This is a genomic window from Elusimicrobiota bacterium (genome assembly GCA_016218575.1).
In the GTDB taxonomy this organism is placed as follows: domain Bacteria; phylum Elusimicrobiota; class Elusimicrobia; order UBA1565; family UBA9628; genus JACRDN01.
Genome location: JACRDN010000020.1, coordinates 171,837 through 191,167 on the forward strand (window position 1 = coordinate 171,837; position 19,331 = coordinate 191,167).

Below are 19,331 nucleotides of genomic sequence, written 5' to 3' on the forward strand. Positions count from 1 at the left end.
GGGCTAAGCCACGCTCATGCCCGCCACCCGGAAGGTGGGCGATCCCAGGCTCCCATAGAAGGCAAGGTCGTTTCCCACCGCGTCTATGCCGCCCAGAATTTCCAAGAGATTGCCGGAAATCATAGCTGATTTTACCGGGGAACCCAAGCGTCCCCTCTCGATCGAGATGCCGGAAACGCCCACGGAGAACTCCCCGGAGATGGGATCGGCCATATGCATTCCCATGACGTCGAGGACCAGTATCCCATCCTTGGTGTCCGAGATAATCTGCTCCCGGCTAACAGACCCGGGAGCCAAGTAGAAATTGGTGGAGCTCGGCCCGGGCAGGCCCTTATAGGACCCGCGGCCGGCGCTGGCGTTACCTCGGCGCCCCTCCTTATGCGCGGTGTAGGAGTCGTAAAAGTAGTCCTGGAGCATCCCCCGGTCGATCATGATCTTGCGCGCTGTCGGGCAGCCCTCATCGTCGTAAAGGGAGCTGGAGCTCCCTCCCAAGCGCCGGGGATCGTCCACGAAGGTGACAAGGCCGCAGGCCACTCGCTTGCCTATTTTGCCGGCCAAAAGGGATTTGCCGCGCTGGACTTGATCCGCGCAAAGAAGCCCCGCCACGAGATCCAGTATCTCGCCGGCCACCCAGGGGTCGAAGACCACGGAACGCCGGCCGGTGGGAAGCTTGCGCGCGCCCAACAGAGCGGCGCTCCGCCAAGCGCCCTCCTTGGCCGTTTTCCTAAAATCGAGATCCTTGCTATGGCGGGCCGACTGGTAGGCCGACCCCACCTGGGAGTCCTCCCCCTCCTTGGCTAAGGCCGAGAAGCCCACGCTCGCCGATCCCCCTCTTTCCAGAGCGGCGACGCCGCAGCTGTTAAGAATGGAGACCTCGCCCCGCGATTCGCCGTAGCCCAGGCGCAGGACCGAATTGATCCTCTTGTCGAAGGCCAGTATCTCGGACTGCATGGCCTCAAGCTGCGGCAAGACCTTCTCCCAATGAGCCGTAAAGAGGGATTCGTCCCATAAGGAAGCCTCGAGAGCCGTATCCGCAAGCGACGGGGCCGCCTCCGGGAACACCTTGTCGGGATCAGTTTCGAGGTGGGGCATTTGCTCCATGACGCGGGAAAGAAGCCCCCTGGCGGTCTCCACGCTGGCGCCTCCCGCGCAGGCGAATCCCATTTTGCCCCCCGCCAGGACGCGCAGGCCCAGGCCCTCGCTCGAGGACTGATGAGCCCCCTCCAGGCGCCCCTGACGAAGCTCAATGCCTCGCTCCTCGGCGCGGGAAAGATACAATTCCGCCTCCGCGCCGGGCTCAAGGTGAGACTCGACCCAGGAGAATATCTCCCGGCCCAGCTCGAGGAAGCTCATCTCCCGAGAGCGCTCAATCCCATGTAGAGCAGAAGGAATCCGATCAAGAGAAAAAAGGCCCCCCATTTCCTGCGCTCGAGCGCTATGTAGGCGTCATTGAGAAGGTACTCGCGCAGGAAGGTGTTCATTCTCTCGATAAGGTCGGGTCTGTACAAGTAGCCAAGGCCCAGGAGGAAAGAGGCCGTCCCGAGGCTGATTTTAAGCAGAGGATCCATGGTGTTCTCGATTGAACTCGCTCATCGCCGCCGGAAGGCCATCCCGGGCCGCCCGTTGCGCGGCGCTCGCGGCTGATTCTAGCACACTCGAGAGCTCCCTTTCCTGAAGGGGCGTGAACGGCGCCAAAACATAATCCGCGGAATCCACACCTGCCGGCTGGGGGCCGACGCCGATGCGCAGGCGCGCGATTTCCTGGGTCCCCAAGGCTTCGATGATGGACTGCATGCCCTTCTGGCCCCCGGCCGAGCCCTGGGGCCTCAGACGCAGCCTCCCCAGCGGCAGGGCCACGTCGTCGAAGCAGACCAGGATGCGGTTCGTCTCGATTTTGTGGTAATGGGCGAAAGCGGCCACGAAGCGCCCGGATTCGTTCATGTAGGTAAGGGGCTTGGCCAAAATCAGCGGGGAGAGGTGGGAGAACTCCCCCAGGCCCTTGAAATCCTTCCAAGAGGCCTCCGGCCCGGCCAGGAAATCGACCAGTCTGAAGCCCGCGTTGTGGCGGGTTCGAGCGTAGCGCGGACCCGGATTGCCGAGCCCTACGATGAGGCGCAGACCAGCCGCCGTTATTTAGCTCCCTCTTTCTTGGCCGGCTCCTTGCCCTTCTCGGGAGCCGCGGACGCGGCGGCCTTGGGCAAGGGTTTGCCTTCCTCGTCCTTTTTGCCCTTGGTGGCGCTGAGCTCGGGCTCGGCGGCGGTCGCGGCGGCTTCCTCGCCGGCCGCGGGAGCGGCCACGGCGGCGACCTCTTCCTTAACCTGGGTGACGTGCACCACGATGTGCTCGGCATCGTCGAGGATCTTGAGGTCGGATCCGACCTTCAAGTCTTTGACGTGCACGGCCTGGTTGAGCTCGAGGCCGGTGACGTCCACCTCGATGAACTGAGGGATGTGGGTCGGCAGGGCCTTCACGCTCAGGACGCGCAGCTCATGCTGGAGGATCCCGCCCGAGTTCTTGACCCCGGGGGCCTCGCCCATGATCTGAAGGGGCACCTTGGCCTCGATCTCCTGCGTAAGCAAAATCCTTTGAAAGTCGGCATGGACCAGCCGCTCGGTCACGGGATGGCGCTGGAGCTCCTTGACGATCACGGTCTCCTGCGCCTTGCCCAGCTGAAGATGGAGGATGGCGTTGACTCCGCCTTTCTTGCGCGCGGCCAGCAGCTCCTTCTCCGAGAGAGCCACCTGGACCGGGGGCTTGTCGCCTCCATAGATCACGGCCGGTATCTTGGCCGCGGCCCGCAAGGTGGACAGCTCTCCTTTGGTGTTTTTTCCGTCCCGTTTCTCGACGACTAGCTTAAGCTCTTCCATGGTGTCTTCTCCCAGATGCGGCTACACGAACAGCGCGCTGATCGACTTGCCCTGATGATTGCGCAAAATAGCCTCTCCCATGAGGGAGGCGATGGACAACACCTTGATCTTGCCGCCCTCGAGGTGGTGGACGGGAATGGAGTCGGTGAGGATCATCTCCTCCAAGGCCGACTGCTCCACCAAGTCCCGGGCCGCGCCGGAGAGAACTCCGTGCACGCAAGCCGCGTAGACCTTGAGGGCCCCGGCCTCCCGTATCTTGCCAGCGACCTTGGTGAGGGTGCCGCCCGTGTCCACCATGTCGTCCAAGATGACGCAATTCTTGCCCTTCACGTTCCCGATGATGTTGTAAACCGAGGCCTCGTTGGGCCGGGGCCGGCGCTTGTCGATGATGACGAGGTGGGCGTTCAAGCGCTTGGCGAATGCCCGTGCCCTCTCCACCCCTCCCACGTCCGGAGAGACGATGACGAGGCTGGCGAGCTTCTTCTTGCGGATGTAGTCGAGGAAAACGGGGGCCGCGAACAAATGATCCACGGGGATGTCGAAGAAGCCCTGGATCTGCGAGGCGTGCAGATCCATGGTGATGACGCGGTTGGCCCCGGAGGTCGTGATGAGATTGGCCACGAGCTTGGAGGAGATGGGCACGCGGGGCGCGGTCTTTCTGTCGGCCCGGGCGTAACCGAAGTAGGGAATCACCGCAGTGATGCGCCCGGCCGAGGCCCGGCGCAGGGCATCTATCATGATGAGGAGCTCCATCAGGTTCTCGTTGACCGGCCGGCAGGTCGGCTGCAGCACGTAGCAGTCGAAACCCCTCACGTTCTCGTCTATCTGGACGTTGATCTCCCCATCGGCGAAACGACCCACGTGGGCTTTGCCGCACTCAGCACCCAAGTAGCGGCCGATATCCTCGGCCAAGGGGCGGTTGGCGTTGCCGGAGAAAATCTTAAGCTGCCGGGAGGTCTTGCTAGGCGCGGCGAGGCTTGCCGCGGAGTTGTGCTTCATTCCCATGGATTTCTCCAGAAATTGGGTCTTGGCCATTTCTAAGTCTTGTTGACCTGGCGGGCCCGGGCGATAGCCAGGGCCGCGTCCGGGACGTCCTCCGTTATGGTGGAGCCGGCCCCGATCCGGGCGCCGCGCCCCACCTTGACCGGGGCCACCAGGTTCACGTTGGAGCCCACGAAAGCCTTGGCCGCTATGGTGGTCTTGTGCTTGAGCTTGCCGTCATAATTGCAGGTGATGGTTCCGGCGCCGATGTTGACGTCCTCGTGTATCTCGGCGTCGCCGATGTAGCTCAGATGGTTGACCTTGGAGCCGAAGCCCACCCGAGAGGCCTTGATCTCGGTGAAGTTCCCGATCCGGGCGCGAGGGCCCACCACGGAGTCCGGCCGGATGTTGCTGTAGGGGCCGACCGTGGTCTTCTCGAGAATGCGGCAATTGACCAGCTGGGAAAGGCGAATCTCGCTTTCGTTGCCGATCTGCGCGTGCTCGATGTAGCAGAAAGGACCCACGCGGCAGTGCTTGCCGATCCTGGTCTTGCCCTGGAGGATGGTGAAGGGATGAATGATGGTATCCTGGCCCACCTCCACGTCGGCATCGACGTGGGTGGAGGCAGGGTCGAGCACGGTCACTCCGGAAAGCATCAAGCGCTCCAGGAGCCTGCGGTTCATGACCCTCTCTGCCTGGGCCAGCTGGACGCGGCTGTTGACCCCCAGGACCTCCTCGGAGGTCTGGCTCAAGTAGGCGTTGATCTTGCCGCCCTTGCCGCGGATGAGCTCCATGATGTCGGTCAGGAAATGCTCCTTCTTGGGGCCCTTGGGCCCGATGAGCTTGATCCCCGCCAAGAGGGAATCGAGCTCGAAGCAGTAGGCACCGGAGTTGACCTCGCTGATGCCGAGCTCCTTGTGGCTGGCCACGGATTCCTCGACGATGCGCTGGACGTCTCCCAAGGGCCCTCGCACCACGCGGCCGTAGCCCTTGGGGCTGGCGAGCTTGGCCGTGAGCAAGGTGACCTGGCCTTTCTGCTCCTCATGGCTGCGCACCAGGCCATAGAGGCTCTCGTAGGTCAAAAGGGGAGTGTCGCCGCACAGGACCACTATGGTCTTGAATTTCCTGAGAAAGCCGACCGCCTCGAGCACGGCGTTGCCGCTGCCCAGGGCTTTCTTTTGATGGATGAAGGAGATGGGGCGGTGTATTCCGGTGTCCTTGGATATCTCGGCGACGGCGACCTTGACCCGCTCGGCCTCATGCCCGACCACGACGCCGATCGCCGTGGGCTTCAAGGCGTTGGCCACGCGCAGGACGTAGAAAAGCATGGGGCGGCCGCCGACCTGGTGCAGGACCTTGGGTATGGTGGACTCCATGCGGGTCCCCTCCCCGGCGGCGAGAACCAAGACGGCGAGAGATTTGGCGTTTTTCAGTGGCTGGCTCATAGGTGTCGTAAGGCCCTGTCAAGTAATAATATGATCAATTTGGAGGCCCGAGCTTGAGACGAGTTCGAGGCGCGACGAGGGAGCATAGCGGTAGCTATGTGACCGAGGAGCAACGAAGAAATCGGCCAAGCTCGGGCCTCCCCGTCCCTTTCCAAAATATTGGAAGGGACGGCCCCTTCCAGTATTCTTGGAGAGGGGCCGAAGGGGCCAAGCGTTTTTGGGCTGCGACCGCGTCGCTCGTCGCTCACATACCGCTGTGGGTATGCTCGCTCCTTGCTTCTTGTCTCGCTCCAAAATCGCTTGGCCAAATTGATCATATTATTACTTGACAGGGCCTAAATAAGTTCCCAGGCCTGGACTCGAACCAGGAATAGCGGATTCAAAGTCCGCTGTGTTACCATTACACCACCTGGGAGTCAGAAAGGTTCGCATGATTTGGCCGAGGGAGCTTCTTTTTTGATCTCGGCCTCGTAACAGGCCATGACTTTGTCCTCCAGCAGCTTGCGGAACTCCATGTTGATGGGGTGGGCTATGTCCTTGTAGCTGCCGTCGGAAAGCTTGCGGGAAGGCATGCATAGAATAAGGCCCTTGTTGCCCTCGATGATCTTCATATTCCTGACGACGAAGCAGTTGTCGAAGGTCACCGTGGCGAAAGCCTTCAACTTGTCCTCGTTGCGCAGATGAACTCGGATTTCCGTGATCTCCAAAGTGTCAACCATTACAGCAGGTAAGAAAAACCTTCCAGGGATAACCCTGCAGGCGCTTGAGCAGCCTGGCCCCCTCCTCATGGGAAGAGACGAATCCAAAGACCGAGGACCCGGAGCCGGACATCCTCACCCCCCTGGCCCCGAGCCGGCTCAATATGCGCCGCGCCCTCTCCACATGAGACAAGGCCGGCACCGCCGCCTGTTCCAAACGGTTGAACAGGAGGGATTCCCAGTCTTGCAAAGGCCTTTCCCGCTTGAGACTGCCGATGAGTTTATCAAGATGGGAAAGCCTTGTCAACACGTCGCAACGGGAGGGCTTGGGCAAAGCTTTATAGGACTCGGCCGTGGAAATCCCCACTTCGGGGTAGACCAGGACCATGTAGGGAAGGGGTCCCGCCACCCGGATGGGCTTCAAACGGTCCCCGATTCCCGTGCCCAGGCAAAACGGGGCGGGATGGAGGAAAAAAGGAACGTCGGCCCCGAGGCGCGCGCCCAGGGCCCTGAGCCTGGCCTTCTTGCGCGCGTCGAGTTTGATCTCGAAGAGCTTGGCCAGGCCCAGAAGAGTCCCGGCCGCGTCCGAGGAACCGCCCCCGAGTCCGGCCCCGACCGGGATGCGCTTGACGAGATGGATTTTAACCCCCCGGCCGACCCGGAAGGCGCGCAGGAAAGCCTGGGCCGCCCGCCAGACCAGGTTCTCGGGACCCGCCGAAACCGCGCCGCCCGTCACGTTACGGTCCCCCTCCACGGTGAGCTCGATGCCGGGCCTGGGCCCGATCGAGAGGTCGAGCACGTCGTAGAGGTTGATCTTGGCGAAAAGCGTGGCCAAGCGGTGGTAGCCGTCTGAACGCTTTCCCGTCACTTCGAGGAATAAATTGATCTTAGCGGGGCATTGGACTTTCATGTTCGATATTGGCACTTTCCCAAGAGAGGCTCATGGAAAGACCCTGGCCGCGCACGGTCAGGCGGCGCGGCACCAGGCGGCCCCTCACGAAATCGAACTCGTCCAGGGACAGCTCGTAGCGCCCCTCTTTGGGCTTGACCGAGACCGCGCGCGCCCCCGCTGAATCCAAGACCAGGACATGGCCCGCGGTCTCGACCTCGCGCCTTCTCCAGCCCTTATGGTAGCGCGCCGGCCGCTCCTGGAATAAGGCCCCGGAAAGATAATCGCGCATCAGGTCGAAGGTCTGGGAAGCCGCGTCCAGGACTTCCTCGGACCTCACCCCCTCGAGGTTCAGGGGATCCATGGAGAAGCTGTCGCGACCCGCCCGAATGCGGAAAAGCGGGATGTAGAGGGGGCCGAGGAGGTCCAAGGACAAGTCCTGGCCGCCGCTGAAGGTGATTATGCCCTTGTAAGAAAAAGCCTTGCGCCCGGCCCGGACCTCGAAAGCGCAGAGGGCGCTCAGCCTCGACAGCCCGCCCTGGGCGCGGGAAAGATAATCCAAATAGAAACCGCCCAGCTCTTCAGGGCTGAAGCCTTTCCCAATGGCTTCAGCCCTATCGCCGGCCCGGGCCGCCCCATGAAGCTGGGCCTTCTTGAACGTGAACCAGGCAGAGGGCTTCTGCCCCAGGGCTGAATAGACGGCCCCGAGATGCTCCCAGATATTCTCGTCCTGGGGAAGCTTCTCCAAAGCCTGAAGAAGCTCCCCCAAGGACTGCTGCAGGCGGCCCTGCTTGAAGTGAACCCATCCCAGGGAGTCGAGATACGCGCCGCTCTGGGGCTCCAAGCGCGCGGCTTGCGCCACCAAGGCCTCGGCCTCCTCGAGGCGCAGGCCCCGGTCGGCCAAGGAATACCCCAGGTAGTTGAGCGCGAAAGCGTCATCCGGCTTGCTCTCGAGCAATATCCTAAACTGCTGCTCGGCCCGGGCCACATCCCCGCTTCTCTCCAAAAGCATGCCCAACTGGTAGCGGGCCTCGCGGAAATCGGGTTTGAGCTCCAAGACCTTGCCGAGCATGCGCGCGGCCTTGGACTCCTCCTTGACGTCAATGAGGCCCAGGGCCAGGAAATACGCGACCTGGTCGTTGTTGGGCCAACGGGCCAGGGCCTGCTCGAGCTCGGCCACGGCCTCCTTGAGCCGCCCAGCCTGGGTCAAGTAATAGCCGAGCCTCAGGACCAAGGAGGAGTCATCCTTGAGGGCCTTGCTCGCCTTGACGCAGGAAATCGCCTGGGCATAATCCCCGCGCCTCTCCGCCTCCAGGGCCAGCCAGTGGTTGGCCAGGGGATCTCCCGGCTCCAAGGCCTTGGCCGCCTCGAAGCGGACCTTGGCCTGCGCCCAATCGCCCTTGAGGAAATAGAGCTGGCCCACGTGGTCGATCAAGCCGACGTTCTGGGGCTCGAACTTGAGAATTGCCTGGTACTGCGCCAAGGCCGAGTCCGTGGACTTGCTCGCCTCATAGGCGTGAGCCAAGGCATAGCGCATCGGGATCGAGTCTATGTCGGGATCGAGGGAGATGGCCGTCCTCAAATGCTCCTCGGCTTGAGGTATGCGCCCCACCCCAAGCTCGATCTTGGCGATCTCGAAATGGGCCTCAGGGGCCTGGGCGGGATTCTGCTTGAGGAAGGTCTCTAGCAGGCCCTTGGCCTTCTTGGGATCCTTGGCCGCGATGAGGCTGCCCAAGGAGAAAATGGAGTCGCTGGATTTCGGATCGAGCTTCAGGGCCTTCTCGAAGTAGGCCTGGGCCGATGAAAGGTCACCCTCCGCCCAAGCCACCTTGCCCATCAGTAGGTGGGACTGGGCCTGGCGCGGCTCGAGCTCTAGGGCCCTGCGGGCCCAGGGTTTGGCCTTGCCGAGATCCCCCAGTTCCAGGGCCAACTCCACGGCCTGGCGCGCGACATAGGCCGAGCCCGGATCAAGAGACAGAGCCTGGTCATAGGCCTCGAGGGCTTGGGCTCCCTCGCCACGCCTCTCCAAAAGGATCGCGCGCAGATACTGCCGCTGCGCGGCCTGGGCCTTCTCGGAGGAAGGCTGGTCCGCCCCGGCCGGAAGGCGGCACAAGACCATGACGGCAGCCAGAAGCACGAATTTGGGTTTCAAGGAAGGGCCAAGTCCATTAGGATAGCGTCGGAACCGTCATTATAGAACTTTGCCCGGCGGCCCACAACCCTGAAGCCGAACCCGCGGTACAACCTCAAGGCCCGCTCGTTCTTCGCACTGGCCTCGAGACTTATCTTCTTCAAGCCACGGCCGCGGCACAACTCGATCAAATGGCCCAGGAGCAGACGCCCGAGCCCTTGCCCGGCCGCCTCCGGCGCCACGGCCAAGGTCGTGACCTGGGCCTCTGGCGGCAGGATCCAGAGCCCGGCGTAGCCCCGAACCAGCCCGCCAAGCTCCAAGACCACGAAATAGGAACGCTCGAAATCAAGCTCCCTCTGAAATTGCTCCCGGCTCCAGCCCGGCGTGGTGGGCCAGCGCTTCTCTATTTCGAAAAGGGCTTCGATGTCCTGGGGCCTGGCCGGCCTAACGCTTGGCTTCATAGCCGGCCGGCTTGAGGTAGAGAGGCTCGAATTTGGGGAGCTTCTTGGCGGAAAGATGAAATAGGGCGGGCTCCAGAAGGTCGCGGGCGCGGATCGGGAACTCGACCAGGACCCATCCCCCCTTCTGGAGGTCCCGGAAGGACTTCTCCCACTCTGGCCGGCGCAGCCACGCGGGCTCCCCGGCGGGGAGCGGGACGCCGCCTGAGCGCTGGAAAAGCTGGTGGAATTTTTCCTCCCGAAAGCCCGGCGCGACCGCGCAGAGGCGCTCCGCGCAGGATTTGAAGGCGATGGCCTCCAGGCGCGAAACCGCCACGGCCGGGATTCCCATTTGGGCCGCGGCCACTGCGGCATAGGCCATCCCGACGCGGATGCCCGTGAATCGCCCGGGGCCGCTCGCGACGGCGATGGCGTCCAAATTCTTCAACACAAGCCCGGCTTTCTTGAGGATCTTTTCGACGCTCGGGATCAGTATCTCGTCCTGGCCCAGACGGCAGGAGCGCTCCAAAGTCAAGATATCTTCCCCCGACTTGAGCGCGAGACTCAAGGCGTCCGCCGTCGTATTTATGGCGAGAAGATTCCGAACGTTCATTGCTCTCTTGCAATCCACTTGCATAAATTATGCAGTATGACTGCAAATAAGTCGACGGGCAGCACGACCTACCCTAAGGCCTTTTTTAAACTCCTTCAGGAGAAAGCTCGAGCGCGGCCCCAGCGAGCGCAGGGAAAGCCTGCGGCCCCTACCTCCCCGCTCGTGCGAGAACCGGATCTCGAGCCTGTCGGCCGGATAGTAGGCCAGCCCAGCCTCGGGCCACTCGATGACGCAGACCCCCTGAGGATCGCTCAAGCAATCCTCGATGCCGATGTCTCCAGTTTCCTTGGAACCCACCCGGTACAGATCCAGATGGTGGAGGTTCCATTTTTTCCCCTGATAAAGACGCATGAGGCCGAAGGTCGGGCTCATCACTCTGGCTCTGCAGCCCATACCCCGAGCCAGCCCCGAGGTAAAGGTGGTCTTTCCGCTTCCGAGGTCGCCGTAGAGACAGACCAAGTCGAGTCCGGCAAGAATACGGCCGAGGCGCAAGCCGAGGGCCTGAGTTTCCTCCGGAGTTGTGGACTTGAAAAAAACTCGCACCGCAAAAATATATCATTTACTCTGCTCTTTTTTGGCCAAATCCCGGAAGGCCTGGGGGAGGTAGGAAATCACGTCCTCGGCCGTCATGGCCCAGGCGGAAAGATCCTTCTCGGCCAAGTCCCCGGCCCGTCCATGCAGCCAGCAGCCCAGAGCCGCCGGCCAAAACGGCCCTTTTTCAGCGAAGCGCCCCGAGGCCAGGCTCTGGGCCCAAAGCCCCGCGATGAGCCCGGCCAAAACATCCCCCGAGCCGCCCTTGGCCAGGCCCGGCCCGCCGGTAGGGTTGCGATGGACCTTCACGCCGTCCGTAATCAGCGTCCCGCGCCCCTTGAGCACCACGACCCCGCCCCACCGGCGAACCAGCGCGCGCGCGGATTTTCCCCTGTCCCGGGACACGTCTTCGGTCCCGCGTCCGAGGCAGCGCGCCATTTCCCCTGGATGTGGCGTGAAGACATAGGGGCTGCCGCGCCGGCGCAGGAGCTCGCGCACGCCAGGGGCCTCCTGGACCGCCAAAAGTCCCAGGGCGTCGGCGTCCAAGACCGCAGGAAGGCGGATTTTCTCGAGAGCGAGGAGCAGGAACCGCGCCGTGTCGGGATGAAGCGAGATTCCCGGGCCGATCAGCATGACCGCCAAGCGCTTGCGCGCGCAAAATTCAGCCATAACCCCGGCGGCCTCGGGCTTCAGCGTCCCCTCGGCGTTTTCGGGAAGCCCCAAAGTCATCGCGCCGAGAACGCGCGGCGCAAGCCCCGCCTGAAGGCCTTCCGGCACCGCCAAGGTGACAAGACCCGCCCCGGATCGCAGCGCGGACTGGGCCGCCAGCCCTGCCGCGCCCGCCATGCCCCGAGACCCCGCCACGATGAGGACATGCCCGAAGACCCCCTTATGGTCGCCCGGCCTGCGCCTTATCAGCGCTTCTTTGGTGCCAGTCATTTACATTGTTAACTTACTTAACATCCTGGGAGGCCGCGGCGCCGCCCGCCGGTCCTGGAGGGACAGCTGCCACCAGCCGACGTCGTGCCATCGGCCCAATTTATAGCCGACCGAGTCATAGATTCCGACGGGCCGCATCCCCATGGATTCATGGAGAGCCACGTTGGCGGGGTTAGGAAGAGCGAGGCCGGCATACGCCGCGTACAACCCCTGCGCTCTCAGAATTTTGAACAACTCAACGTAAAGCCGGCGGCCTATGCCGATACCGCGACAGCCCTCCCGCACATAAACGGCCAAGTCCACGGCCCATTGATAGGCCGCGCGGTCGCGATGGCGACTGGCATAGGCATAGCCACGAATTTTCCCGGCTTCCTCTTCGACAAGCCATGGATACTGAGGAAGGATAGTGGAAATTCGCCGCTTCATTTCCGCCGCCGATGGCGGAGACACTTCGAAGGATATCGCCGTCTTGATGACTATCGGCGCGTAAATGGCGCGAATTTGCTGAGCGTCCAACTTGGTTGCAAGCCGTATGCGGCCCATTTGCGTATTTTAACTTATTCACAAAACCTCGCCGCGAAGTTCGGTGGACAAGTCTCACCCTGAAACAGCCTATCTTGTCTTTATGGCGGCGGCGAGGGCGTAATGTTCGCTATGGGAAAGAGAGAGCTTAAAGCCCCGGGCGGGCTTGCCCTTGATGAGAACCCCCGGCTTGCCGCGGGCGTCGCGGTCCACGGAAATGTCCTTGAGGCTCACCCCGTCCGTTCCCAAGGCCTTCCAGACCGCCTCCTTGGCCGCGAAGCGCACGGCGAAGTGCTGCCAGGGATTTTTCTTGGCCCGGCAATAGGAGATTTCCTCGCGCGTAAAAACGCGGGTCAGGAATCTCGGCGTGCGGCGGGCAAGCTTGCGTATGCGCTCGATCTCTACGATATCCACGCCCAGCTCAAATTTATTCAACGGTGACGCTCTTGGCCAGATTCCGGGGCTGGTCCACGTCGCAGCCGCGCAGGTCGGCGATGTGGTAGGCCAGAAGCTGCAGGGGAATGATGTTGACGATGGGCGACAATATTTCGGGAACCGCGGGCACGGTCAGGACATGGTCGGCGCCCTTGAGCTTGGGATCCCCCTCAGTCATGAGGGCGATGAGCTGGGCGCCGCGAGCCTTGACCTCCTCGAAGCTGCCGATCATCTTTTCGAAAAGCCGGGAGCGAGTGACGATGGCCACCACGGGCATCTCGCTATCTATGAGCGCGATGGGGCCGTGCTTGAGCTCGCCCGCGGCGTAGCCCTCGGCGTGGATGTAGGATATCTCCTTGAGCTTGAGGGCCCCCTCGAGGGCGATGGCGTAATTGACGTATCTCCCAATGAAGAGGAAATGGTCCTTCTGGCTGAACTTCTTGGCGATCTCCGCGATGGCGGGGTCGAGTTCCAGGGCCTTGCGGATGTAGCCGGGCACCTTGATGAGCTCATCGACGAAGGCCTTGCCCTCTGCATCGGAGAGCGCGCCGCGGACCATGGAGAAATGCAGGGCGAAAAGGATGAGGGCCGTGAGCTGCCCCGTGAAGGCCTTGGTCGAGGCCACGCCGAACTCCGGGCCGCAGTGGGTGTAGAGTTGAAAGTCCGCCGCCCGGGCGATGGAGGAGCCCACTGTGTTGCAGACCGCCAGGACCTTAGCGCCTTTTTCCTTGGAAAGCCGCACCGCAGCCAAGGTGTCGGCGGTCTCTCCGGACTGGCTCACCGCAATGACTAGGTCCTCGGGGCCCAAGGTGGTCTCGCGATAGCGAAACTCCGAGGCCGTCTCCACGTGCACGCCCACGCCGGCCAACTTCTCGATCCAGTATTTGCCGATCAAGCAGGAGTGATAGGCCGTGCCGCAGGCCACCATGAATATCTGGCGGACCTTCTTCAACGCCTCCAGGTCCATACCGAGCTCGCGCTCGAGCAGGCCCTCCCTCAGCGGGAAAAGGCGGCCGCGCATGGTGTCCTCGCAGGCCTTGGACTGCTCATAGATTTCCTTGAGCATGTAGTGCCGGTACCCGGCCTTCTCGGCCATGGCCCGGTCCCATTGGATATGGGTGGGGGTTTTCTCAATTTTCTTGCCCGAGAGGCTAAAGAAGGTGCAGCGGTCGGCCCGAAGCACCGCCATCTCCCCATCCTCGAGAAACACCGCCCGGCGCGTGTGGTCCATGAAGGCCGGCACGTCCGAGGCAAGGAAATTCTCCCCTTGGCCGAGCCCGATGATGAGCGGGGAGGCGGTCTTGGCCGCAATGATGACCTGGGGCGTCTGGGACCAAAGCACGGCCAAAGCATAGGCCCCGCGCACCTCGCCCAGGGCCAGGCGCACGGCCTCAAATAGCAGCGGTTCCCGCAAGTCGGGAACCGCTGCCAGGGTGGGTCCTTTTAAACTCCTGATCTTTTCCTCGATCAAATGGGCCACGACCTCGGTGTCGGTCTCGGACTCAAAAACGTGCCCGGCGGCGATGAGAAACTGCTTTAAGTCCAGGTAATTCTCGATGATCCCGTTGTGGATGACCACCAGGTCCTTGGAGCAGTCGGCGTGGGGATGGGCGTTCTCCTCGGAGGGCTTGCCGTGAGTGGCCCAGCGTGTGTGGCCCAGGGCCACAAAGCCCTTGAGCGGGGATTCCTTGACCACGGCCTCAAGGCTGGCGATTTTGCCGGGAGCCCGGCAGCGCAGGATCTCTCCGACGCCAGCCACCGCGACCCCGGCCGAGTCGTAGCCGCGGTACTCGAGCCTCTTCAAGCCCTCCATGAGGAAGGGCAAGGCCTGCTTATTGCCCGCGTACCCGACGATCCCGCACATCGGGGACAGTATACCTAATTCGGTGACAGTTACTTAATTCCCCGAGTGTCTAAGAACGGAGGAACTTGAGCAATTCCGAGACCATACCACCAGCGGCCGACCGCTGGGCGATGATGGGTTCGTATCGAAACTGGAAAACGCGCTCGGCAGACCTTTCAAAAAGGGCAAACCCGGGCCAAAGTCAATCCAAGGACCCGTTTCGGTAATTCGGTAACTGTCACCGAATTACGAAATCAGGTTTTTCATCTCGGAGACGGCGGACTTGAGCCCGACGAAGACGGCGCGGGCGATGATGGAGAAGCCAATATTCAAGGCCGAGAGGTGGGGAATGCGGGCCACGGCTTCCACGTTGTGGTAGTCGAGGCCGTGCCCGGCGTGGAGGCTCAAGCCCAGCTCCTGGGCCAGATACCCGGCCAGTTCCAACCGCTCGAGCTCGTCCTGGACCTTGCCCCGGCCGCGGGCCTGGCAATAGGACGTGGTGCAGAGCTCCACGGTGTCTGCGCCCAACTTTTTGGCCGCGCGCACGCTGCCGGCCTCGGGGTCGATGAAAAGGCTCACCTCGATGCCGGCCTTCTTGAGGGCGGCGATGGCCTTGCCCAACCGCCTTTGCTCCGCCTCCAGGTTCAGGCCGCCCTCCGTGGTAATCTCGCGCGGGCGCTCCGGCACCAGGCAGACGGAATCGGGCTTGGCCTTGAGCGCGATGGCCGTCATCTCCGGAACGCTGGACAGCTCGAGGTGGATGTCGCCCTTCAGGCGGCAAAGTTTCATCAAGTCCTCATCCTGGACATGGCGTCGGTCCTGGCGCAGGTGCGCCACGATCATGTCCGCGCCGGATCGCAGGCAGACCAAAGCGGCGGCGACAGGATCGGGATCGATGTCGCGGCGCGCCTGCCTCAAGGTGGCGATGTGGTCTATGTTGACGCCCAATTTCACGCGATTGCCCATTTTCATCTTGGATTCCCCTTGCTTCCTGTTTCCTGCGCGTACGTCTGCGCCAAATCTTTGGCCATGGACTTGATCCGGGGCTGGCTCGGCCCCTCGATCATGATGCGCAAGAGAGGCTCGGTGCCGGAATAGCGGATCACGACGCGCCCCTCGCCCTTGAGCTCCCGCTCGCACTGCGCGACTTTTCTCCGAAGGCGCGGCAAGTCCTGGAGCGGGATTTTTGCCGCCACCGCGAGGTTCTTCAAAACCTGCGGCACGGCCTTGAAGCTCTTGCGGTGCTCGCTTAAAGGCCGCCCGGATTCCCGCAAGGCCGCCAAGGTTTGTAGGGCCGTCAAGAGCCCGTCGCCCGTGGCCGCGAAACGCCGGAAAATAATGTGCCCGGAAGATTCCCCCCCCAGGCTCAAGCCCTCCTTCTCGATCGCCTCGGTTACATGGCGGTCGCCCACCGGCACCGAGACCACGGATATCCCCTCTCTCTTGAGGAATTTGAGCAGGCCGAAATTGGACATGACGGTCAAGACCACTTTATTGGAACGCAGAAGGCCCAGGCGCTTGAGCCTCAAGGCAGAGAAGCAGATGAGCGCGTCCCCATCCAGCAAAACCCCCTTCTCATCAGAGAACAAGGCCCGGTCCGCGTCGCCGTCGAAGGACACCCCGCAATCGGCCCGGGACTCGATGACTTTCTTCTGCATGGCTTGGGGAAACAGGGCGCCGCAGGCTTTGTTGATGTTGCGCCCGTTGGGAGCGCAGCCCATGGCCATCACCTCGGCCCCCAAACCCTCGAAAAGGCGCGCCGCCAGGACCGCCGCGGCTCCGTGCGCGCAGTCCACCACGAGGCGCATCCCGCTCAAGTCCAAGGTTGGAGGGAAAGTGCTGCGCAAAAAATCCAGGTAATCCATGACATGCCGCGAGCCGTCCTCGCCTTTTAAGCCCGACCAGGATTTGCGCCAAACGCGGGGGGCACGCGCCGCCGCGGCCAGCCCTCTTTCGATCTCCTCCTCGCAGGCGGGATCCATCTTGTAGCCATCGCCGGTGAAGAACTTGATGCCGTTGAACTCCGCCGGATTGTGGCTGGCCGAAACCACCACGCCGCAAAGGGCGCGCAAGTGCGGGGTGAGGTAGGAAAGGGCCGGGGTGGGGATCACCCCCAAGTCCACGGTCCGGCAGCCCGCCTTGGAAAATCCCGCCACCAAGGCCCCGGACAGGCCCGGGCCCGAACCCCGGGTGTCCCGGCCCATCACGACCAAGGGTGCCGGGCCGTCGGCTCCCGCGGACCAGCGGTCGCGCAGGAGCATCGCCGCGGCGAAGGAAAGCTCGGAGACGAATTCCGGAACCAGGGGGAATCGGCCGGGAATGCCCCTGACGCCGTCGGTGCCGAAAAGCTTCTCGGTCAGCAAGAGATCGCCTCCCAAACCTTGAGGGCGCGGCAAGTCGCTTCGACATCGTGGACCCTAATAATGGAAACATTCTGGAGGCTCGCCCAGCAGGCGACCGCCAGCGACCCCTCCAAGCGGGCCTCCGGGCCGGGGGCGGGACCACCCGGCTTGGCCGCAAAATGCCCCAGGAAGGACTTGCGAGAAACTCCCAACAGCACGGGAGCCAGACGCGAAAATTTACTCAAATTCCTGAGCAAGGCCAAGTTATGCTCCAAGCTCTTTCCGAAACCTATGCCGGGGTCCACCCAAACCTGCGAGGCCCGGCCGCCGGCCGCGGCGAAAAACTCCATGCGTTCCTCCAGGAAATCGTAGACCTCCTCCACCACATCGTCATAGGCGGGACGGTCCTGCATGGTCTTGGGGGAGCCTCCCCCGCGGTGCATCAGGATCACATTGTCGAAACCGCAAGCCACCGCGGCCATGCCGCGGTCGTTTCTCAACGCCGAGACGTCGTTGAGCACCGCGGCCCCGGCCTTCAGGGCTTGGCGCGCGACTTCGGCCTTGTCCGTGTCCACGGAAATCGGAACCGAAACCCTGCCCCCCAAGGCCTTGAGGGCCGGGATCACTCGCCCCAGCTCCTCGGCCTCCGGCACGGGCTCCGAACCCGGGCGCGTGGATTGCCCGCCAATGTCCAGGAAGTCGGCCCCCTCCCGACAGAGCTCTAGGGCCCTTTCCACGGCGGCCACAACCCCGGGGGCGCGGCTTTCCGGGTAGAAAGAGTCGGGAGTGGCGTTCACGATGCCCATGACGCGGGGGACCCGCCGAACCGTGCCTTCCACCGGAGCCGAGGTTTTAGGCCAAGCCGGCCTGGAGGATGGCATCGATGTCTTCACCATTGAGGACCTCCCGGTCGAAAAGCCGGGCGGCCAGATCGTCGAGGATCTTCTTGTGCTTGGTCAGGAGTTCGCGGGCCTTGCTCTGGGCATCTGTGATAATCCTCTTGACCTCCTCATCAATGAGCTGGGCCGTGCGTTCGGAATACCCGCCTTTCTGGGTGATATCCCGGCCCAGGAAGACCTCCTGATCCGGCTTCTTCAAGGAAAGCGGCCCCACCTTCTCGCTCATGCCGAACTCCGTCACCATTTTCATGGCGTAGGCGGAGGCCTTGGACAAGTCGTCGGCGGCTCCAGTGGTCACTTCCTCGAAAATGAGCTCCTCGGCGCAGCGCCCGCCCAAAAGCACGGCCAGGCGGTTCAATATCTCGCTGCGGGTGGTGAGGAATTTGTCCTCGGTGGGCAGCTGCAAGGTGTATCCCAGGGCATGGCCGCGGGACACTATGGAAACCTTGTGCACGGGATCGGTGTTCGGGAGAAGCTTGGCCACCAAGGTGTGGCCGGACTCGTGGTAAGCCACAATTTTCTTCTCTTTGTCGGACATCAGGCTCGACTTCTTCTGGGGTCCGGCCATGACCCGCTCAATAGACTCCTCGAGGTCGGACATCTCCACGTGCTCCTTGGAGCGCCGCGCCGCGAGCAAGGCCGCCTCATTGATGACATTGGCCAGGTCCGCGCCCGAAAATCCCGGCGTGCGCCGAGCGATGATACCCAGGTCCACCTCCTTGGCCATTTTGACTTTCTTGGAGTGAACCTGGAGGATGGCCTCCCGCCCCTTCAGGTGGGGCACCGGGATGTGGATTTGACGGTCGAAGCGCCCGGGCCTAAGCAGCGCCGGATCGATCACGTCGGGCCGATTGGTAGCCGCGACCAGCACGATCCCCTGGTTCTGCTCGAAGCCGTCAAGCTCGATCAGGAGCTGGTTTAAGGTCTGCTCGCGCTCGTCATGCCCGCCCCCGATCCCCGCGAAGCGGTGCCGCCCCACGGCATCGAGCTCGTCGACGAAGATCACGGCCGGGGCCGCCTTCTTGGCCTGGTCGAAGAGGTCGCGCACGCGCGAGGCCCCCACGCCCACGAACATCTCCACGAACTCCGAGGCCGAGGCCGAGAAAAAAGGAACCCCGGCCTCGCCGGCCACGGCGCGGGCGAGCAAGGTCTTGCCAGTGCCGGGCTGACCGAAAAGAAGGACGCCGCGGGGCATCTTGCCCCCCAATTTTTGGAAGCGGTCGGGGTTCTTCAGGAACTCCACGATCTCCTGGAGTTCCTCCTTGGATTCGTCGCAGCCAGCCACGTCCGCGAAGGTGGTTTTCTTCTTCTTGTCGTCCACCATCTTGGCCCGACTGCGGCCGAAGGACAAGGCCTGCTTGCCGCCCAGCTGAACCTGACGGATCACGAAAAGCCACCATAATGCGAAGAAAAGCAGTATCCAGCCGACGTTCACTAGAAGCCCCGTCACCCAGGAGCGGTCGGGCTCGCCCTGGAAATTCTGGACTTTATAGGTTTCGAGATCATCCACCAGCTTCAGGTCCGGCAAGGGCAAGGTCCTGAAGTGCTGGACCTGGCCTTTTTCCGCCTTGTACTCGCCCCGGATGAGGTCAGGCCGGACCTTGACCTGGGAGACGTCCCCATTCCTGAGCTTGGCCTTGAAGGCGGAATACGGGATCTCGACCTCCACGGTGGGGGCCTTCAAATTCTGAAAAAGCGCTATCAGCAAGAAAAAGGCCAAGCCCCACAGAGCGAGTTGTTTGATGTTCTTGTTTTCCAT

At 62.6% G+C, this 19,331-nt stretch carries 20 protein-coding genes and 1 tRNA gene; all 21 read right to left on the reverse strand.

Annotation, left to right across the window (positions count from 1 at the left end):
* Positions 1–3: 3 nt before the first annotated feature.
* Positions 4–1,353, reverse strand: coding sequence for a TldD/PmbA family protein (locus HY921_11660; protein ID MBI5631526.1), 1,350 nt, complete (start codon positions 1,351–1,353; stop codon positions 4–6).
* Positions 1,350–1,568: a hypothetical protein gene (locus HY921_11665; protein ID MBI5631527.1), complete on the reverse strand. Its 219-nt coding sequence runs from the start codon at positions 1,566–1,568 to the stop codon at positions 1,350–1,352. Before HY921_11665 ends, HY921_11660 begins: the two co-directional genes overlap by 4 nt.
* Entirely contained in the window at positions 1,552–2,118 is a 567-nt protein-coding gene (locus HY921_11670) for an aminoacyl-tRNA hydrolase (GenBank protein ID MBI5631528.1), read from the reverse strand. The genes HY921_11665 and HY921_11670 overlap by 17 nt, the downstream gene beginning before the upstream one ends.
* Positions 2,119–2,129: 11 nt before the next feature.
* Positions 2,130–2,867, reverse strand: a complete 738-nt coding sequence (locus HY921_11675) for a 50S ribosomal protein L25 (protein MBI5631529.1) — start codon at positions 2,865–2,867, stop codon at positions 2,130–2,132.
* A 21-nt stretch (positions 2,868–2,888) separates the two neighbouring features.
* Positions 2,889–3,866 carry a ribose-phosphate pyrophosphokinase gene (locus HY921_11680; GenBank protein MBI5631530.1) on the reverse strand — a complete coding sequence of 326 codons (978 nt, stop codon included), beginning with the start codon at positions 3,864–3,866 and terminating at the stop codon, positions 2,889–2,891.
* Between the two features lie 38 nt (positions 3,867–3,904).
* Entirely contained in the window at positions 3,905–5,293 is a 1,389-nt protein-coding gene (gene glmU, locus HY921_11685) for a bifunctional UDP-N-acetylglucosamine diphosphorylase/glucosamine-1-phosphate N-acetyltransferase GlmU (GenBank protein ID MBI5631531.1), read from the reverse strand.
* Positions 5,294–5,637: 344 nt separating this feature from the next.
* A tRNA-Gln gene (locus HY921_11690) sits at positions 5,638–5,708 on the reverse strand.
* 1 nt (position 5,709) lies between these two features.
* Entirely contained in the window at positions 5,710–6,000 is a 291-nt protein-coding gene (spoVG, locus tag HY921_11695) for a septation regulator SpoVG (GenBank protein ID MBI5631532.1), read from the reverse strand.
* A 4-nt stretch (positions 6,001–6,004) separates the two neighbouring features.
* A complete protein-coding gene (ispE, locus tag HY921_11700; GenBank protein MBI5631533.1) occupies positions 6,005–6,901 on the reverse strand; it encodes a 4-(cytidine 5'-diphospho)-2-C-methyl-D-erythritol kinase in 897 nt (298 codons plus the stop codon).
* Positions 6,879–9,032 carry a tetratricopeptide repeat protein gene (locus tag HY921_11705; protein MBI5631534.1) on the reverse strand — a complete coding sequence of 718 codons (2,154 nt, stop codon included), beginning with the start codon at positions 9,030–9,032 and terminating at the stop codon, positions 6,879–6,881. The genes ispE and HY921_11705 overlap by 23 nt, the downstream gene beginning before the upstream one ends.
* On the reverse strand, positions 9,029–9,472 hold the full coding sequence (rimI, locus tag HY921_11710; GenBank protein MBI5631535.1) for a ribosomal protein S18-alanine N-acetyltransferase: 444 nt from the start codon (positions 9,470–9,472) through the stop codon (positions 9,029–9,031). The genes HY921_11705 and rimI overlap by 4 nt, the downstream gene beginning before the upstream one ends.
* Positions 9,456–10,061: a tRNA (adenosine(37)-N6)-threonylcarbamoyltransferase complex dimerization subunit type 1 TsaB gene (tsaB, locus tag HY921_11715; GenBank protein ID MBI5631536.1), complete on the reverse strand. Its 606-nt coding sequence runs from the start codon at positions 10,059–10,061 to the stop codon at positions 9,456–9,458. Before tsaB ends, rimI begins: the two co-directional genes overlap by 17 nt.
* Positions 10,062–10,088: 27 nt before the next feature.
* Entirely contained in the window at positions 10,089–10,604 is a 516-nt protein-coding gene (tsaE, locus tag HY921_11720; GenBank protein MBI5631537.1) for a tRNA (adenosine(37)-N6)-threonylcarbamoyltransferase complex ATPase subunit type 1 TsaE, read from the reverse strand.
* 12 nt (positions 10,605–10,616) lie between these two features.
* Positions 10,617–11,531 carry an NAD(P)H-hydrate dehydratase gene (locus tag HY921_11725; protein ID MBI5631538.1) on the reverse strand — a complete coding sequence of 305 codons (915 nt, stop codon included), beginning with the start codon at positions 11,529–11,531 and terminating at the stop codon, positions 10,617–10,619.
* Complete coding sequence (locus tag HY921_11730) at positions 11,532–12,074, reverse strand: N-acetyltransferase (protein ID MBI5631539.1); 543 nt, start codon at positions 12,072–12,074, stop codon at positions 11,532–11,534.
* Positions 12,075–12,143: 69 nt separating this feature from the next.
* Positions 12,144–12,473 carry a holo-ACP synthase gene (acpS, locus tag HY921_11735; protein MBI5631540.1) on the reverse strand — a complete coding sequence of 110 codons (330 nt, stop codon included), beginning with the start codon at positions 12,471–12,473 and terminating at the stop codon, positions 12,144–12,146.
* Between the two features lie 7 nt (positions 12,474–12,480).
* On the reverse strand, positions 12,481–14,352 hold the full coding sequence (gene glmS, locus HY921_11740) for a glutamine--fructose-6-phosphate transaminase (isomerizing) (GenBank protein ID MBI5631541.1): 1,872 nt from the start codon (positions 14,350–14,352) through the stop codon (positions 12,481–12,483).
* A 225-nt stretch (positions 14,353–14,577) separates the two neighbouring features.
* A complete protein-coding gene (locus HY921_11745) occupies positions 14,578–15,297 on the reverse strand; it encodes a pyridoxine 5'-phosphate synthase (protein ID MBI5631542.1) in 720 nt (239 codons plus the stop codon).
* 2 nt (positions 15,298–15,299) lie between these two features.
* Positions 15,300–16,694: a phosphoglucosamine mutase gene (gene glmM / locus HY921_11750; protein ID MBI5631543.1), complete on the reverse strand. Its 1,395-nt coding sequence runs from the start codon at positions 16,692–16,694 to the stop codon at positions 15,300–15,302.
* Positions 16,688–17,554: a dihydropteroate synthase gene (folP, locus tag HY921_11755; GenBank protein MBI5631544.1), complete on the reverse strand. Its 867-nt coding sequence runs from the start codon at positions 17,552–17,554 to the stop codon at positions 16,688–16,690. The genes glmM and folP overlap by 7 nt, the downstream gene beginning before the upstream one ends.
* Positions 17,526–19,331, reverse strand: a complete 1,806-nt coding sequence (locus tag HY921_11760) for an ATP-dependent metallopeptidase FtsH/Yme1/Tma family protein (GenBank protein ID MBI5631545.1) — start codon at positions 19,329–19,331, stop codon at positions 17,526–17,528. The genes folP and HY921_11760 overlap by 29 nt, the downstream gene beginning before the upstream one ends.

Excerpts from the sequence above, each read along its gene's own strand:
- HY921_11660 (MBI5631526.1), bottom strand. The coding sequence starts at position 1,353 with ATGAGCTTCCTCGAGCTGGGCCGGGAGATATTCTCCTGGGTCGAGTCT.
- HY921_11665 (MBI5631527.1), bottom strand. The coding sequence starts at position 1,568 with ATGGATCCTCTGCTTAAAATCAGCCTCGGGACGGCCTCTTTCCTCCTG.
- HY921_11675 (MBI5631529.1), bottom strand. The coding sequence starts at position 2,867 with ATGGAAGAGCTTAAGCTAGTCGTCGAGAAACGGGACGGAAAAAACACC.
- HY921_11680 (MBI5631530.1), bottom strand. The coding sequence starts at position 3,866 with ATGAAGCACAACTCCGCGGCAAGCCTCGCCGCGCCTAGCAAGACCTCC.
- glmU (MBI5631531.1), bottom strand. The coding sequence starts at position 5,293 with ATGAGCCAGCCACTGAAAAACGCCAAATCTCTCGCCGTCTTGGTTCTC.
- ispE (MBI5631533.1), bottom strand. The coding sequence starts at position 6,901 with ATGAAAGTCCAATGCCCCGCTAAGATCAATTTATTCCTCGAAGTGACG.
- rimI (MBI5631535.1), bottom strand. The coding sequence starts at position 9,472 with ATGAAGCCAAGCGTTAGGCCGGCCAGGCCCCAGGACATCGAAGCCCTT.
- tsaB (MBI5631536.1), bottom strand. The coding sequence starts at position 10,061 with ATGAACGTTCGGAATCTTCTCGCCATAAATACGACGGCGGACGCCTTG.
- HY921_11725 (MBI5631538.1), bottom strand. The coding sequence starts at position 11,531 with ATGACTGGCACCAAAGAAGCGCTGATAAGGCGCAGGCCGGGCGACCAT.
- HY921_11730 (MBI5631539.1), bottom strand. The coding sequence starts at position 12,074 with ATGGGCCGCATACGGCTTGCAACCAAGTTGGACGCTCAGCAAATTCGC.
- glmS (MBI5631541.1), bottom strand. The coding sequence starts at position 14,352 with ATGTGCGGGATCGTCGGGTACGCGGGCAATAAGCAGGCCTTGCCCTTC.
- HY921_11745 (MBI5631542.1), bottom strand. The coding sequence starts at position 15,297 with ATGGGCAATCGCGTGAAATTGGGCGTCAACATAGACCACATCGCCACC.
- folP (MBI5631544.1), bottom strand. The coding sequence starts at position 17,554 with ATGCCATCCTCCAGGCCGGCTTGGCCTAAAACCTCGGCTCCGGTGGAA.
- HY921_11760 (MBI5631545.1), bottom strand. The coding sequence starts at position 19,331 with ATGGAAAACAAGAACATCAAACAACTCGCTCTGTGGGGCTTGGCCTTT.